Below are 15,057 nucleotides of genomic sequence, written 5' to 3'. Positions count from 1 at the left end.
TCGGGCCGGAGCACAGCTGGCTGAAGGATTCAGGCCGTGTGATCTACTCGCCCATTCTGGACGATGAGGCGATCGAGGCGTTCCAGATGACGACGCGGCTTGAGGGCATCATCCCGGCGCTGGAATCGGCCCATGCGATTGCCCATGCGATCAAGCTGGCGCCGACCATGGGCAGGGACCAGATCATGATCGTCAATTTCTCCGGGCGCGGAGACAAGGACGTGCATACCGTTGGAAAGATGCTCGGCATGGAGATCTGAGCCACAGGATCCGAACCCACAATCTGTCCGAAGAGAAAGCATCCTCCCATGACCACCCGCATCGACCGCCGCTTCGCGCGGCTGAAGGAAGAGAACCGCCCCGCGCTCGTGACCTATTTCATGGGCGGGGATCCGGATTATGAGACCTCGCTCTCGATCATGAAGGCGCTGCCCGCGGCGGGCAGCGACGTGATCGAGCTGGGCATGCCCTTCTCCGACCCCATGGCCGATGGCCCGGCCATTCAGGCCGCCGGACTGCGCGCGCTGAAGGGTGGGCAGACGCTGGCGAAAACACTCCAGATGGCGCGCGACTTCCGTAAGGATGACGACGACACGCCCATCGTGATGATGGGCTATTACAACCCGATCTACATCTATGGCGTGGACCGCTTTCTCTCCGATGCGAAGGAAGCGGGCATTGACGGGCTCATCATCGTCGACCTGCCGCCGGAGATGGATCAGGAGCTTTGCGTTCCGGCCATCAAGGCCGGGCTGAACTTCATTCGTCTTGCAACGCCGACGACCGACGAAGAACGGCTGCCGAAGGTGCTGGAGAACACGTCGGGCTTCGTCTATTACGTGTCGATGACGGGTGTGACGGGCTCGGCCCTGCCGGACACGAACAATGTTTCGGCTGCGGTTTCACGCATCAAGGAACACACGGACCTGCCGATCTGCGTGGGCTTCGGGGTGAAGACGGCGCGTCAGGCGCGGGCGATTGGCGAGGCGGCAGACGGCGTTGTCGTCGGCAGCGCCATCGTGGCGACCATCGCGCAATGCTACGACGCCGACGGCAAGCGGATCGAAGACCCCGCCGAGGCCGTGGCCACCCTGGTAAAGGGGCTGGCGGATGGGGTGCGCTCAAAGCAGATGGCTTAACGCTTTTCCCGATCTGAATTCTTGGCTCAACGCGGCGATCTGTTTAAGGATCGCCGCAGCTTTCTCGCCAAGGATACCCCAGATGATTGCCTGGTCGATCTTCATTCCGGCCTGTTTCGCGCTGAACTGCGCGCCCGGTCCGAACAACATGCTGGCCTTTTCCAACGCGGCGCGGCTGGGCCTCGTGCCTGCCCTTCTGGGCGGACTGGGCCGCATGCCGGCTTTCGTTTTCCTGATCGCGGTCACCATTGTCGGGCTCGGCGCGGTGCTGGCGGCGTCTGCCACGGCCTTCACCGTCATCAAACTGGTGGGAGCGGCCTATCTCATTTATGTCGGTATCCAGTTCTGGCGCAAGGCGCGTGCACTGGCGAACGCCACTTCGCTGGACTCCGCCATTGGCAAACTGATGCGCCGCGATTTCGTGATCGCCATCAGCAACCCGAAAGCGATCGCCGTTTTCACCGCCTTCTTCCCACAGTTCATCGATGCATCGCAGCCGGCCTGGAGCCAGCTTGCCGCCATGGGTGGCGTGTTTCTTGCGCTCGAAGTGGTTGCTGTCGCGCTTTACGTGGTCAGCGGCGTCGTGCTTGGCAAAATGCTGAAATCCGAGCGCGTATTCGTCCATCTGAACCGCCTGGTTGGTGCGGTTCTGATCGTTTCGGGCGGAACCATGGCGGTTTCGCGGAATTAGCGCGGAATCAAGGGAAAAATGCTGCGGATTGCCGCAGTGTCGGGCCTTCACTTCGGCGCGACAAAATGTTCTATTCCGGCCGTCTCATCCGGCGCACCCTCCCGGCAGCCGGAGTTCAAAGTTTCATAACCCAAGCTGCCCGGCTCCGGCCGGGATGAGCCTTGTTTGTGCCAGAGGATTAGCAATGACCGTGAGAAAAGTTCCCGACGTCACGTTCCGCACGCGCGTTCGCGACGAGTCGATCGAAGGCCCGAACCCGTTCCGCTGGGAAGACAAGACCACTGCCGACTTCTTTGGCGGCAAGCGCGTTGTCCTGTTCTCCCTGCCGGGCGCCTTCACCCCCACCTGCTCGACCTACCAGCTTCCCGACTTCGAGAAGCTCTACCCGGAATTCCAGGCCGAGGGCATCGACGAGATCTACTGCATCTCCGTCAACGACGCTTTCGTGATGAATGCCTGGGGCAAGGCTCAGGGCCTGAAGAACGTCAAGCTCATTCCGGATGGCTCGGGCGAGTTCACCCGCAAGATGGGCATGCTCGTTGCCAAGGACAATCTCGGCTTTGGCATGCGCTCCTGGCGCTACGCCGCCGTGGTCAACAACGGCGTGATCGAGAAGTGGTTCGAGGAAGAAGGCTTCTCCGACAATTGCGACAGCGATCCCTATGGCGTTTCCTCGCCGCAGAACGTCCTGGACGCTCTGAAGAAGGGCGAGGCGCAGGCCGCCTGATCATTCAGGAAACCTGATTTGAGAGGCCCGGATGGCGACCCCGTCCGGGCCTTTTCTTTATTCGGCAGCCTGTTCGACCAAGGACGGCCAGTCGCCATGCAGGTCGGCGCCGCGCCCTTCGATCTCGAAGCCGTGGGAGCCGAAGAAGTCACGCTGGCCCTGAATGAGATTGGCCGTGCCCCGCGCCTGCCGGTAGCTGTCGAAATAGGCAAGCGATGACGACAGGCAGATCAGCGGCAGCTCGCCAAGCGCGCCGGACGAAACCAAGCGGCGCAGCGCGGGGCTGGCCTCTTTCATCAGGGCGGCGAAATCCGGAACCATCAGGAGATTGGTGGCCGCATCGCCGGCAAAGGCGCTCGCCATCTGGTCGAGGAAGCGGGAGCGGATGATGCAGCCGGCACGCCAGATCTTTGCAATCGTGGCAAGCTCAAGCCCCCAGCCCTGTTCTTCGGAAGCGCGCGCGATCACGGAGAAGCCCTGCGTGTAAGAAACGATCTTGCCTGCAAGCAGCGCCTTTTCCAGATCGTCGATGGAGATGTCGACCTTGCCTTCGCGCTTGCCGTAAAGCGCTTCCGCCGCGATGCGTTCCTGCTTGCGCGAGGAGATGGAACGGGCTGCGACTGCACCCTCGATGGCCGTCGCCGGCACACCGAGCTGCTGCGCGGCGATTGCCGACCAGACGCCGGTGCCCTTCTGCCCTGCCCTGTCGAGGATCATGTCCACAAGCGGCTTGCCGCTCTCCCCATCGACCGCTTCCAGAACGTGACCGGTGATCTCGATCAGGTAGGAATTGAGCGGGCCTTCATTCCAGCGTTTGAAAACCTCGGCGCAGGCTGCAGCGTCCATGCCGAGCCCGTCGCGCATCACGCCATAGACCTCGGCGATCATCTGCATGTCGCCATATTCGATGCCGTTGTGGATCGTCTTGACGAAATGGCCGGCCCCGCCCTCGCCAAGCCAGGCAACGCAGGGCTCGCCCTTGAAGTTTGCGGCGATGGAGGTGAGCACGGCTTCCGCATCGTGCCATTGCGCCCTGGAGCCGCCGACCATGATCGAGGGACCATGGCGCGCGCCTTCCGCACCGCCGGAAACGCCGACGCCGAGATATCCGATGCCCTTGGGCTTCAGGTAGTCGAAACGGCGCTGCGTGTCGCTGAAGAGCGAGTTGCCACATTCAAGGATCGCGTCGCCCTCATCGAGCAATGGCAGAAGCTGCTCGATCATGTCGTCGACCGGCTTGCCGGCCTTGACCATGATGATGATGGAACGCGGCTGCTTCACCGACTGCACAAAGGCTACGAGATCGGCCTCAGGCAGGACGCGTTCGGCGAGGCCCTCAGCTTGCGCTGCCTCGACGAAGGCGTCGATCCTGGAGGTGGAGCGGTTGTTGACGGCGATCGTATGGCCTTTTTCCGCAATGTTCAGAGCAAGGTTTGCTCCCATCACGCCAAGGCCGATCAGGCCGATATCCGCTTTCGACATGCTTCAAGTCTCCGGTTCGTAAAACGAGGCGGCACTATGCACCAGACCGCCGGCCGATGCATCATCGCCAGGTGGAAAGAGCTGGTTTCTTAGCCCGCCAGATGCACATCCACATGGGCATCGGCCAGGGCCTTTGCCAGGCGGCCCGTGGGCTGCTCGTTTGTGATGATCGCCGTGAGGGCGGAGAGCGGCTCAACCGTCGCAACGAGACTGACGTCGAACTTGGAGTGATCGACCAGAAGATAGCTCTCGTGGGATTGGCGGATCATGGCGCGCTTGACGCCGACGGCAAGGCGGTTTGCCTCGGTGATGCCGCTGGCGGTCAGGCCGCTCGCGCCGATGAAGGCGCGGTTGGCATTGTGCCGGGCGATGAAATCAATGGTCTCCGCACCGTAGATCCCGACCTCTCGCGCCATGAAGTCTCCAGGGCAGATCACCACCTGAATGGTTTCGTTCTGGGCAAGGGCCGAGGCCACCGCTACGCTGTTGGTGAGGACGGTCAGGTCGCGCGCCATGGCGGCCAGATTGAGCGCGAACTGATGTGTGGTCGAGCCGGCATCGATCATCAGCACTTCGCCGGGGCGCACGAGCGCGGCCGCACGCGCGGCGATCTGGACGCGCTCCTCGATGCGCGCCCGGTCGCGCTCGCCAAAGGGCGGCTGCGCACCCATCGGCGCCGCAGATGCGCCACCATAGGCGCGGCGGATCAGTCCCTCCTGGCTGAGCGCTTCGACGTCGCGGCGAACGGTCTCCGTGGAGACGCCGAACCGGGCGGCCAGCTCGGACGTGCGCACATGGGGATGATGCTGCAGTTCAAGGATGATCTGCTCGCGGCGCGCGGATTTTCTAAGACGCGTCATTGATCCCCTCTGGGGCCCCCTCTGGCGCCCCCTTTGGCACGCAGAATGGCATCGGCGACCTCGGCAAAGCCGGCACCACCGGCCTGTTGTGTGATCCACTTGGGCGGTGTCGCCGCGCCGTCGAGGAAATCGGCAAAATTGGCGACGCCGACGCTGTTCTGGAAGAAGCCGAACATGGGCGCGTCATTGGGTGAATCGCCGACGAAGATCACGTTCCGGTCCGCCTTGTCGAGCTCGAGGCCATAGTGTCTGGAAAACAGGCGACGTGTCATCGCCAGCTTGTCATAGCGGCCGAACCATCCATTGACATGGATGGATGACACTTTTGCGACAGCGCCGGCTTCCTCGAAGCAGCTTACAATGCGGGCGATGTCCGCGTCTTTCAGCCTGGGGCCGTCTTCGGCGAAATCGATCGCGAGGTCGGCCTCGCGGAACGTCTGGTCCGCCGAGAGGCGCGCACCGGGGACCGCCGTCAGGATGGAAGCGGCCAGCCGGTCGAGGCGCTGGCGTCCCTCGCGGCGCTCTTCGGCGGATTGGGCGAACTCCCGAACCATGCCGCCCTGCGGAGAACACACGAAATAGAACGCCCCATTTTCCCCGACAACCGCATCAACGGGCCACAGTCTGGCGATCAGGTCGCACCATCCCGCGGGGCGGCCCGTGACGGGAATGACGACAATGCCGGCGTGATGCAGGCGTTCCAGCGCGTGATAGGCAAGACTGGGCAGACGGCCAGCCGTCGTCAGCGTGTCGTCGATGTCGGTAAGCACGAAATCGACCTCCGCCAGTCGCTGCATGCTCATCTCACCGAACGGCCGGGGCAACATCGTCTCCTCCGGAACAAGCTTCGCCGTCATGTCTGCCACCACACGCCTCTCCCCTTCGCCGAGCGATATGCCAAGCTTTTAGTCCTCTTTTTTGGGATTTTCGAGGGTACTCCAAATTTTCTTTATTTGAATATTGCAAACTACCACAAGAATTCGATACGCTTTCCGCAAATGGGTGCCATTGAACGCACTCTTTTTGGGAGAAGCGGGCGGGAGTCCGCACTGGAGGAGGAAACTCATGTCTATCGTGACAGATACCCGTCTTGCCGGAGGCGCTGCCGCTGCTCTCTTCGGCCTTTCCGCGCTGCTTGCCGGCACCGCCGCGCAGGCACAGGACTGCGCCAATCGCGGCCAGCTCGACGCCATGTATTGCGACGCCAATGAAGACCTGGTGGCGGACACGCCGAGCGATCCGTCAAAGCTTTCCAACCCGGACACGCTGGTTTTCGCCTACACGCCGGTGGAAGACCCGGCGATCTATGAGGATATCTGGGAGCCCTTCATCGAGCATCTGGAAGATGTGACGGGCAAGGACGTGCAGTTCTTCGCCGTGCAGTCCAACTCCGCCGAGGTGGAAGCCATGCGCAGCGGGCGGCTGCACATCGCCGGTTTCTCGACGGGCCCGACGCCCTTTGCGGTCAATCTTGCCGGCGCGGTGCCTTTTGCCATCATGGGATCTGAAGACGGCCGCTTCGGCTACAAGCTGCAGGTCTATACCCGCAAGGATTCCGGCATCAACGAGATGGCCGACCTGAAGGGCAAGCGCATCGCGCATACCTCGCCCACCTCGAACTCGGGTAATCTCGCGCCGCGAGCGCTTTTCCCCGGGCTCGGTGTCGTTCCGGAACAGGACTACGAAGTGGTCTATTCCGGCTCGCACGACCAGTCCATGCTGGGCGTGGTGGCAGGCGACTATGACGCCGCGCCGGTCGCATCCGAAGTGGTGGACCGCATGGCCGAGCGCGATCTCTACGATCCCGAAGAGGTGAAGATCGTCTGGGAATCCGATCCGTTCCCGACCACGTCCTACACCTATGCGCATAACCTCGACCCCGCGCTGGTGGAAAAGATCAAGGAAGCCTTCTTCTCGTTCGACTTCGCCGGAACGGCACTCGGCGAGGAGTTCTCCGGTGTCAGCAAATTCGTGCCCGTGACCTACCAGAAGGACTGGGCCGTGATCCGCGAGATCCAGAAGGCAAATGGCGTGGAATACACGCCCCAGGGTCTGGCGAAAGAGTGATCCTCCTGCGGGCGCGAGATGCCGGGGCTTGGTCTCGCGCCCGATTTTTCTGATCGATCGCTCACTGTTTTCGGAGTTGATGCATGCTGAAGATCTCGCAGCTGGTGAAGCGCTATGGCAATGGCGCGCCGGTGCTGAAAGGCCTGGATCTGGAAGTGCCCGGCGACAGCGTGGTGTCCATCATCGGCGCGTCGGGCGCGGGCAAAAGCACCCTGTTGCGCTGCATCAACCGGCTCGTGGAACCGAGCTCCGGCACGATCGAACTGAACGGGCTTATGCTCACCGACCTGAAGGGAGCAAAGCTCCGCGCCGCTCGCCGCCGCATCGGCATGATCTTTCAGAGCTTCAACCTGGTCGACCGGCTGACGGTCATGGAAAACGTGCAGTCGGGCCGGCTCGGTTATCTGCCGCTGTGGCGCGCGGCCATGCGGCGCTATCCGAAAGAAGACATCCGCCGCGCCTATGAGCTCATGGAGCGGGTGGGCATCGCTCATTACGCCAACAAGCGTGCGGACGAACTCTCCGGCGGCGAGCGCCAGCGCGTGGGCGTGGTGCGCGCCCTGATGCAGGAGCCGGAAATCCTGCTTGCCGACGAGCCCACCGCCTCACTCGACCCGAAAACCTCCGAGCAGATCATGGAACTCCTGCGCGCGCTTTCGCGCGAGTTTTCGCTGCCGGTGCTCATCAACATCCACAATGTGGCGGAGGCCAAGCAATACACCGACCGCATTGTCGGCATGCGCTATGGCCGCATCATCTTCGATGCCGGTCCGGATGCACTCGACAAGGACGCGATGGACGAGATCTATGCCGGCGTGCCAGCCGAAGAGCGCGGCGAAATGGACAATGTCACGCCGCTGAGGGCCCAGAAGGCATGAGCGCCGAGACCCCTTCCATGCCCGACACTTCCCTCCCCGACACCTGGCGCAAGCCGCCAATGATCGCCAACCCCGTGCTACGCTACGGATTGCTGGCGGCGGTGGTGATCTATATCGGCTGGGCCTTCTTCATGCTGCCCATAGACTGGGAACGCATCTCACAGGGCATGACGCGCGCGGCACGCATCTTCAGCGGCGCGTTTCCACCCAGCTTCGAACGCAGCGGGCTTCTGATCGACGGGTTTCTGGAAAGTCTGAAGATCGCCATTCTGGCGACCGTGGGCGGCGTGCTCCTGTCGATCCCCATCGCATTCATGGCCGCCAAGAACCTTGCGCCGAGACCGGTCTATCTGCTTGGCCGCGGGCTCATCATCGTGGCCCGCAGCTTTCACCCGGTCATCGTGGCGATCATCTTCGTGAAGGCCGTGGGCTTCGGCCCCTTCGCCGGTGTTCTGACCCTGATCGTGTATTCCATCGGCTTCGTGGCCAAGATGCTGGCCGAGCGTATCGAAGAGATCGACTGGGGCCAGGTGGAGGCCATGCGCGCCGTGGGTGCCGGCTATTTCCCGACGCTGGTCTACGCAGTTTTTCCGCAGATCATGCCGCGCCAGATCGGCCTGAGCATTTATCAGCTCGATAGCAATCTGCGCGCCTCGGCCGTGGTGGGCATTGTCGGCGCTGGTGGCATCGGCTCGACACTGGCCAACGCCTTCGGCCGCTACGACTACGATTTTGCACTGGCCATCACCATCGTGATCGTCGCCGTCATTCTGGTGAGCGAGGCGATCAGCGGCCAGATCAGGAAACGGGTATGGTGAGCATGGACACGTCCCTCGAAGACTGGGCGCGCTACACGCCACGCGAGCGCCTGCAGCGCTATGCGATTTTTCTGTTCGCCGTGATCACGATCGTCTGGGCCCTGACCAGCATCGATGTGATCTGGCCATGGGTGTTCGATGCGCCGCAGCAGATGGGCGATCTGTTCAGCCGCATGGTGCCGCCGGATGTGACGAACCTGCCGAGCATATTGTGGGTGCTGGTGGAGACGGTGAACATCGCCACCATCGCAACGGCAATCGCCGTGTTCGTGTCGCTGCCCGTCGCCTATATCGCCGCGCAGAACACGACACCGAACGCCGCGACGCTGTGGCTCGGGCGCTTCATCCTCGTGTCCAGCCGCTCGGTCAACACGATCATCTGGGCGCTTCTTTTCGTGGCCATCTTCGGCCCCGGCATCGTGGCCGGCATCATCGCCATCATGTTCCGCTCCATCGGCTTCATCGGCAAGCTACTGGGCGAAGCCATCGAGGAGATCGACCGGCGTCCCGTCGAGGCGCTGGAAGCGACCGGAGCGTCGCGCTTCAAGGTGATCGTCTACGCCATCGTGCCGCAGGTGATGCCCACCTTCTGGGCCGTGGCCATCCTGCGCTGGGACATCAACCTGCGGGAATCGACCGTGCTCGGCCTCGTCGGCGCGGGCGGCATCGGCATCATCCTGCAAAGTGCCATCGACACGTTCAACTGGCAGGAAGCGGCCACCGTTCTGCTGGCAATCCTCGCGCTGGTGGTGCTTGGTGAAGTTGTCTCGGCCTGGCTGCGTAAACGGATCATCTGACGCTTAGCGCAGCGGACAGATCCGCGCGCAGATGGCAAAGTCGGGGAGCCCGGCACAGCGCCGGGCTCCTTTTTCTTAAAGGGTAATGCCACGTGCGCCAGAGCGAACGACACGCGCCAACAATCAATCTTATAATCGCGCGGTGATCGCACCCACCGTACCGCCCGTGAGGGCGCCGAGCGCCGCGCCGGCAGCGGTGCCAACAGCCGTGCCGATCGTCGCACCGAGCCCGGCGCCCGTCGCGGCCCCGGCGAAGGTTCCAACAACGGGGAAGACAGACCCCAGAACACCGCCGGCGATGCCACCAGCCAGCGCTCCACCCGCAGTGCCAAAGGCCGCTCCGATGGGGCCACCAACGGCCAGACCAAAGCCACCACCCGTTGCCAAAGCTCCGAACGACGAGCCGCCGCCGCCATAACTGTATGGCGAATGAAGATTATCATGACGTTCTACGGAAATATTCATAACAAACTCCTTTATTAATATAACAATATTTTCTATTACTACTTGCATTATCCATTCAGAAAATGCATTTTCACTTGAGTTTATTTTATTCAATAGGTCAACCTGATTTTTTGCGTTGTTCGGGAATCCGGATGGCAGGCAAGCGGGGGCAAGCCGAATTGAACATTTGCTAAATAGAAATAACAAATGTAACATAGCACTCTGGCTCGCTCGACTGCCCTGAAGGGAAACCCTGCGGTTTATCGGCAGGATTCGCTTCAGGCTCTCTGCAGAACCAGATTTGTGTTAGACTTGGTCGAGGCGATATGAGCGGTTCCGTCTTTTTTCTGCATATGGCCGGGGCAGTGGCATTGCTGCTCTGGGCGACGCGCATGGTGCGAACAGGCGTTGAACGCGCCTACGGGAATGTGCTGCGCCAGCGGCTGCGGCAGACACTGGGCAACCCGGTGCTGGCAGCCCTGACGGGGCTGGCCCTGTCCATCGCCCTGCAGAGCTCAACTGCCGTTACACTTCTGATCGGTTCCTTCGCCGGGCTCGGGATCGTCACGGGCCTGTCGGGCATTCTGGCCGTGCGCGGCGCGGAAGTCGGCTCGGCGCTGGTCGTCAAGATACTGAGCTTCGACCTGACACTTCTCGTTCCGCTCTGCATCCTCACCGGGACCGTGATTTTTCTGGCGACAGAACGCCGGCAGTGGCGCCAGTTCGGCCGTATCCTCGTCGGGGTAGGCCTGCTTATCCTGTCGCTTGAAATGATGGGCGAAGCCTCTGAGCCACTCAGGCAGAGCACCATCGTGCCGCTGATCGTGGGATATCTCTCCGACGATCCGATCACCGCGTTCCTGCTGGCCGCAGTGACCACCTATCTCTTTCATTCAAGCATCGCCGCCGTGCTCCTGCTGACCACGTTCGCCGCGCGCGGCATCGTCTCCCCCGAGCTCGGTATCGTCATGGTTCTGGGCGTCAATCTTGGCAGTTCCTTCATCGCGCCGATGCTGACGCGGAGTTCGCCGCCAAGCTACCGCATCGTTCCCCTCGGCAACCTGCTCATGCGCGGCCTCGGGTCCGTTGTGCTTCTGGTGGCCTTCATTGTCTTCGATCCCAGCCTGGAGCGGCTGGGCAGCGACCCTGCGGACCGGATCATCCACACACACATCGCCTTCAACGTGCTGATACTGATTGTCGGTATTCCGCTTTCAGGCCTGATCCTCAAAGCGACGCAGGCGCTGGTCTCCCTGCAGTCAGGAAGCGAAGCCGAAGGGGCCAGTGAGGAAAGCGAAGCACAAGTGACGGAAACCAGCGCGCTTGACGTCACGGCACTGGACACACCGCAACAGGCGCTCGCCAATGTGACGCGGGAGACCGTCCGCATGTGCGAAACGGTGGAGTTCATGCTGTGCCGGATTCTTGAACTCTACGAAAAGGCGGATCGGAAATCGATCGCTGCGCTGGCCGCCGTCGACGATACGGTGGACCGGCGCCACGCGGCCATCAAGCTCTATCTCGCCCGCATCACACGCCATGAAATGACGGAAGACGATGCACGACGCTGCCAGGAACTGCTCGGCGTGTGCGTCAAGCTCGAACAGGTGGGCGACATCATCGTCCGCAACATGCTCGCCCATGTGCAGAAGAAGATGGAGCGCGGCGTCGAGTTCACCAGCGAAGGCTGGCGGGAACTTGCCGGTTTCCATGCCTCCGTTCTCGCCAATGCGCGCCTGGCTTTCAACCTGCTGGTCACCCAGGACACCGAGACCGCGCGCGAGCTGGTCATGGAAAAAGACCGCCTGCGCGATGTCGAGAAGGAAACCAGCCAGCGCCATTTTGAAAGACTGCGGCAAGGCACCGAGCAAAGCGTGGAAACAAGCTCGATCCACCTCGATACGATCCGCGACCTGAAGCAGATCAATTCACTTCTGGCGACATTTGCATATCCGGTGCTCGAAGAACGCGGACTGTTGAGCGGCTCGCGCCTGAAGGCGACCTGAAAGCCACTCCCCCTTTGGGGTCAGCTCCCCAAAACACCAAAGCCGATCCTGTCAGGAACCAGGGTCGGCCATTTCTTTTCTTCATTGCAGTTTTGAATAAATAGACAAACCTCATCATTAGTATTAAATCTTAAAAATAAATATAAATATTAATAATATTTGTTTTGTTTTGGATTGATATATAATGATACAATCAGATTTCAGAATAACCGATAATCCAAACGGAAGAATCACGACGCTTCCGGCGCAAGAGCCGGCGGCACGCCCTGAAGGGCCGTCGCAGGGAACCAGGTCACAGCCAGCGCGCGTCGATGCGCGTGAAACGACCCTTCGCATACCGCCCCATGTGCAATTTCTCAGATGCACTCTGACGGAAGAACAACAGTCGGAAATCAGCAGGGTCTCCCGCACCGTCCGTCAGGATCTTCCCAACATTCACGCAATGGCGCGGGCGAGGATGAGCGCCATCATAAAAGAACTGACCGGACAGGATGCCAATCCCGACGCGCTCTATTTGAACACGTTCAGTTCAGCGGTCTCATCCCAAACGAGTTTTACCGGCGTCGAGCACACGGGCGAGCCGAACTCGTCAACCTCGTTGACAAATCTGCTTCTCGCAAATTTCGGTGCGGATCGGCAGACCCTTCAATCCACGGCGCTGGATGCCTATGAAGGGGTCTACACGCATGGGCCAGGTGAGGGCTTCTACGGAACGCCAAACGAATTCAGGGTCTTGGCTTCCAGTCTTCGAGAGGCTATCTGGAAGGCTGACTTCCAGTCGGAGGTTCTCTCCAGCCTGAACGATTTCTGGGCCGGCCATCAGGACGACATTGCCCTTTTGGCAAAGGTTCAGTTCGCGATATCCGCAATGCGTGCCGTTCAGGAGTCAGACCTTTCGCTTTCCGGTCTGACAATGGTCATGCGAGGCGCGGGAGCAAATGTCGATCAGCTTCTGGCAGCGCTCTCCAGCGGGATCGTCGCTGAATCAGAAAGCCAGGACGCCGTAGAGGTCACGGCCTTCGACATAAACGGCTACCCTTCCAGCGACATTGTCCGGTTCACCCGCTCAAACCAGCACACGGTGCTCTACATTCCGGGCGAAACGCCATCATTCCACGAGTTCGAGAGCGAAACGGCGCTCGACCGCTGGGTCAAGGAGATGGCAGCGTCTCCGGAGGAGCGCACGCGGCTCGCGCACCATTTTTCACTCTACAATCTACAGGATGGTTTTTGGTACACAGGTGTCGCCAATGGCCTGGAGAAGCTTGGGTCAGGCGCCTGGAGCACCGGCGTTGATTCCGAGAGCCGCCCCTATTCTGAAAACCTGTTCTCCGAGCTTGCCGAAAACATGCGGCAGCGGAGCCTTTCCGATGCCGACACGCTTATCAAGTCGGACAGCGAAGTCACGCGTGACATCTGGATCGGGAACCTGCGCACATTCAACAAGGTGTTCTGGCCGATCCTGATGCTCGCCCCCGAGCTGGAGTTTGCGACACTGGCAACCACCATGGGGGGAGAGCTTGCTCTCGAGACTGACCAGGCGGTCGCGGGGGATACCTATGAAGAGCGGAAAGCAGGTGCTGTCGGCGTCATCTCGACAGGAAGCACCATGCTCGCAGGAGCAGCCCTTGGGGCCGCCGTCAGAGCCCTTTCAAGAGCTGAGCCGGTTTCTGCTGGCGGTGGCGACACAATTCCGGCTTCGGCCGTCCGTCCCCCCGCCGAGGAACAGCCGTTTCATATCGGAAATATATCCGACCATGAGGTTGATCCGTCACTGATCGATGGGCGCGCACCGAACAGTGCGAACATCTATCAGTCAGGCGACCGTTATTTTATCCGACACAGCGACACAACAGGTGTTTCCCGCGTCTACGAGATCAGAAGCGACTTCAAGCTGCGGGATGGATATGTCAACGTCATCAATTCGAAAACGCGGAAATCCGTCGCCATTCTGCACAATGATGGGGCCGGCGGCTGGAAGCGCATATCCGCCGATGGCGGCGTGCAGGATCGCCCGCCCTATGAGGGTCAGCGCGCTGATGAAATCAGAGCGGCACTGAACAGGCGTGGCTACTACGTCATCGCGGACCCTGACGAAAGCGCCGCCCTCGACGAGATCGAGGCAATGAAAGAACGCGTCGACGCCCTGAGGTTCAAACTCGAGGATCTGGGCCGCGAGGCCGAGAGAAACGGTCGGATCGGTGACTACCACCTCGTCTACCGTGTGGACAATCTCAGGCCCGGTGAATTGATCGCGGCTGGCCGATACCGTCCATCACAGCAGTTCGAAGCGGTGGTCAACCTGATCGAAAGGCCCGCAACCATCGGCAGCGCCTCGCTTGCTGCGAGCAACAATGTTCTGGATATCTGGCAGTACGGTTCCGAGGGAGAGGCAATGTACCAGTATGCCATTGTCACCGAGGGGAGCAGAGTGGGCTCATTCGTGGACGGTGGGGGCTATGACTACGAGTTTCTTGATGAAGTGCATTTTCCACCACCCCCGGCGGAGAATGTCTATCTGCTGGACTCCTCCGATGAGGATATACGTAGAATCATCGCGGAGATTGCCGCCTCACGCTCGGTGAACACGACGTATGGCATACCGCTGCAGGTCTATGAAGATTACAGGATGGGCCGCATAGTGCTCGACACGACCCCGCCGCCCGAACTGCCGAGAGGCTCCAGCGCTTCCAGTGAGGCGGGCGACAGCCTCAGATCACTCGATACATCCAAGCACGGACAACGGCGTACGCAGGACTGGGTAGACGCAATCCCCGCAACCGGCAAAGCGGTTGAAGAGCCGCTGCCCGGGCCTTCGCGCGCGATGCAGCATAAGGTGCCGGGAAATGCGAGCGGAGACGCGGGCAGCGGCAGCGCCGACACCACCGCTCCACTTCCGGCCCCGCCCGGTTTTCTCGAATCTGCCCGACAGCGCACACAGGACTGGGTGGATGCAATCGCACCGGAGGCATCAGAGGACCCGGAGTTGCCGGAGACCGACGAGCCAATGTCGGTAGAGGCGCAGCACAGGGCAAACGAGAGCAGGATCCGAACGCGTTTCGACGAAACATCGGTGACCGCAACATCGCAATCCAAACAGCAGCGCACCCGTGAGTGGGTGGAGGCGTACCAGAAGAACAGCCGATAA

General features: G+C 61.0%; 13 protein-coding genes and 1 pseudogene. 10 read left to right on the top strand and 4 right to left on the bottom strand.

All coding sequences use genetic code 11. The features are described 5' to 3' along the window. The 4 genes and pseudogenes from AC07E3_RS15100 to AC07E3_RS15085 all read left to right on the top strand — a co-directional run. A pseudogene (locus AC07E3_RS15100) lies at positions 1-260 on the top strand (tryptophan synthase subunit beta); the annotation flags it as partial. 48 nt (positions 261-308) lie between these two features. Then, positions 309-1,139 carry a tryptophan synthase subunit alpha gene (gene trpA, locus AC07E3_RS15095; protein ID WP_478363034.1) on the top strand — a complete coding sequence of 277 codons (831 nt, stop codon included), beginning with the start codon at positions 309-311 and terminating at the stop codon, positions 1,137-1,139. Positions 1,140-1,221: 82 nt separating this feature from the next. Continuing rightward, a complete protein-coding gene (locus AC07E3_RS15090) occupies positions 1,222-1,830 on the top strand; it encodes a LysE family translocator (protein ID WP_478363032.1) in 609 nt (202 codons plus the stop codon). 184 nt (positions 1,831-2,014) lie between these two features. Beyond that, positions 2,015-2,557, top strand: a complete 543-nt coding sequence (locus tag AC07E3_RS15085) for a peroxiredoxin (RefSeq protein ID WP_223006400.1) — start codon at positions 2,015-2,017, stop codon at positions 2,555-2,557. A 57-nt stretch (positions 2,558-2,614) separates the two neighbouring features. On the opposite strand, the gene gndA is transcribed toward AC07E3_RS15085, so the two are convergent. The 3 genes from gndA to AC07E3_RS15070 all read right to left on the bottom strand — a co-directional run bounded on the left by gndA (position 2,615) and on the right by AC07E3_RS15070 (position 5,756). Next, positions 2,615-4,039 (bottom strand): NADP-dependent phosphogluconate dehydrogenase, encoded by a 1,425-nt coding sequence (gene gndA / locus AC07E3_RS15080; protein ID WP_478363030.1) that lies wholly within the window; start codon positions 4,037-4,039, stop codon positions 2,615-2,617. Positions 4,040-4,128: 89 nt separating this feature from the next. After that, positions 4,129-4,899: a DeoR/GlpR family DNA-binding transcription regulator gene (locus tag AC07E3_RS15075; RefSeq protein WP_223006402.1), complete on the bottom strand. Its 771-nt coding sequence runs from the start codon at positions 4,897-4,899 to the stop codon at positions 4,129-4,131. Then, a complete protein-coding gene (locus AC07E3_RS15070; RefSeq protein ID WP_478363028.1) occupies positions 4,896-5,756 on the bottom strand; it encodes an HAD-IIB family hydrolase in 861 nt (286 codons plus the stop codon). Before AC07E3_RS15070 ends, AC07E3_RS15075 begins: the two co-directional genes overlap by 4 nt. Positions 5,757-5,964: 208 nt before the next feature. Here AC07E3_RS15070 and phnD point away from each other — a divergent pair, with 208 nt between their 5' ends. From phnD to phnE (AC07E3_RS15050), 4 genes are all read left to right on the top strand, one after another. After that, complete coding sequence (gene phnD / locus AC07E3_RS15065) at positions 5,965-6,966, top strand: phosphate/phosphite/phosphonate ABC transporter substrate-binding protein (RefSeq protein ID WP_478363026.1); 1,002 nt, start codon at positions 5,965-5,967, stop codon at positions 6,964-6,966. An 83-nt stretch (positions 6,967-7,049) separates the two neighbouring features. Beyond that, entirely contained in the window at positions 7,050-7,844 is a 795-nt protein-coding gene (gene phnC / locus AC07E3_RS15060; RefSeq protein WP_336071166.1) for a phosphonate ABC transporter ATP-binding protein, read from the top strand. After that, entirely contained in the window at positions 7,841-8,662 is an 822-nt protein-coding gene (phnE, locus tag AC07E3_RS15055) for a phosphonate ABC transporter, permease protein PhnE (RefSeq protein ID WP_478363024.1), read from the top strand. The genes phnC and phnE (AC07E3_RS15055) overlap by 4 nt, the downstream gene beginning before the upstream one ends. After that, positions 8,656-9,459, top strand: coding sequence for a phosphonate ABC transporter, permease protein PhnE (phnE, locus tag AC07E3_RS15050; RefSeq protein ID WP_478363022.1), 804 nt, complete (start codon positions 8,656-8,658; stop codon positions 9,457-9,459). The genes phnE (AC07E3_RS15055) and phnE (AC07E3_RS15050) overlap by 7 nt, the downstream gene beginning before the upstream one ends. Positions 9,460-9,588: 129 nt before the next feature. Here phnE (AC07E3_RS15050) and AC07E3_RS15045 read toward each other — a convergent pair whose 3' ends face one another. Next, positions 9,589-9,924, bottom strand: coding sequence for a hypothetical protein (locus AC07E3_RS15045; protein ID WP_336071169.1), 336 nt, complete (start codon positions 9,922-9,924; stop codon positions 9,589-9,591). A gap of 305 nt (positions 9,925-10,229) precedes the next feature. On the opposite strand from AC07E3_RS15045, the gene AC07E3_RS15040 reads away from it, so the two are divergent. Continuing rightward, the gene (locus AC07E3_RS15040) at positions 10,230-11,909 is read left to right on the top strand and encodes a Na/Pi cotransporter family protein (protein ID WP_478363019.1); all 1,680 of its coding nucleotides are present in this window, start codon (positions 10,230-10,232) and stop codon (positions 11,907-11,909) included. A 184-nt stretch (positions 11,910-12,093) separates the two neighbouring features. Continuing rightward, a complete protein-coding gene (locus AC07E3_RS15035) occupies positions 12,094-15,057 on the top strand; it encodes a dermonecrotic toxin domain-containing protein (protein ID WP_478363018.1) in 2,964 nt (987 codons plus the stop codon).

The organism is Nitratireductor lacus, assembly GCF_056431025.1.
The sequence above is the reverse complement of the archived record's forward strand: the minus strand, read 5'-3'. Positions and strand labels throughout refer to the sequence as shown.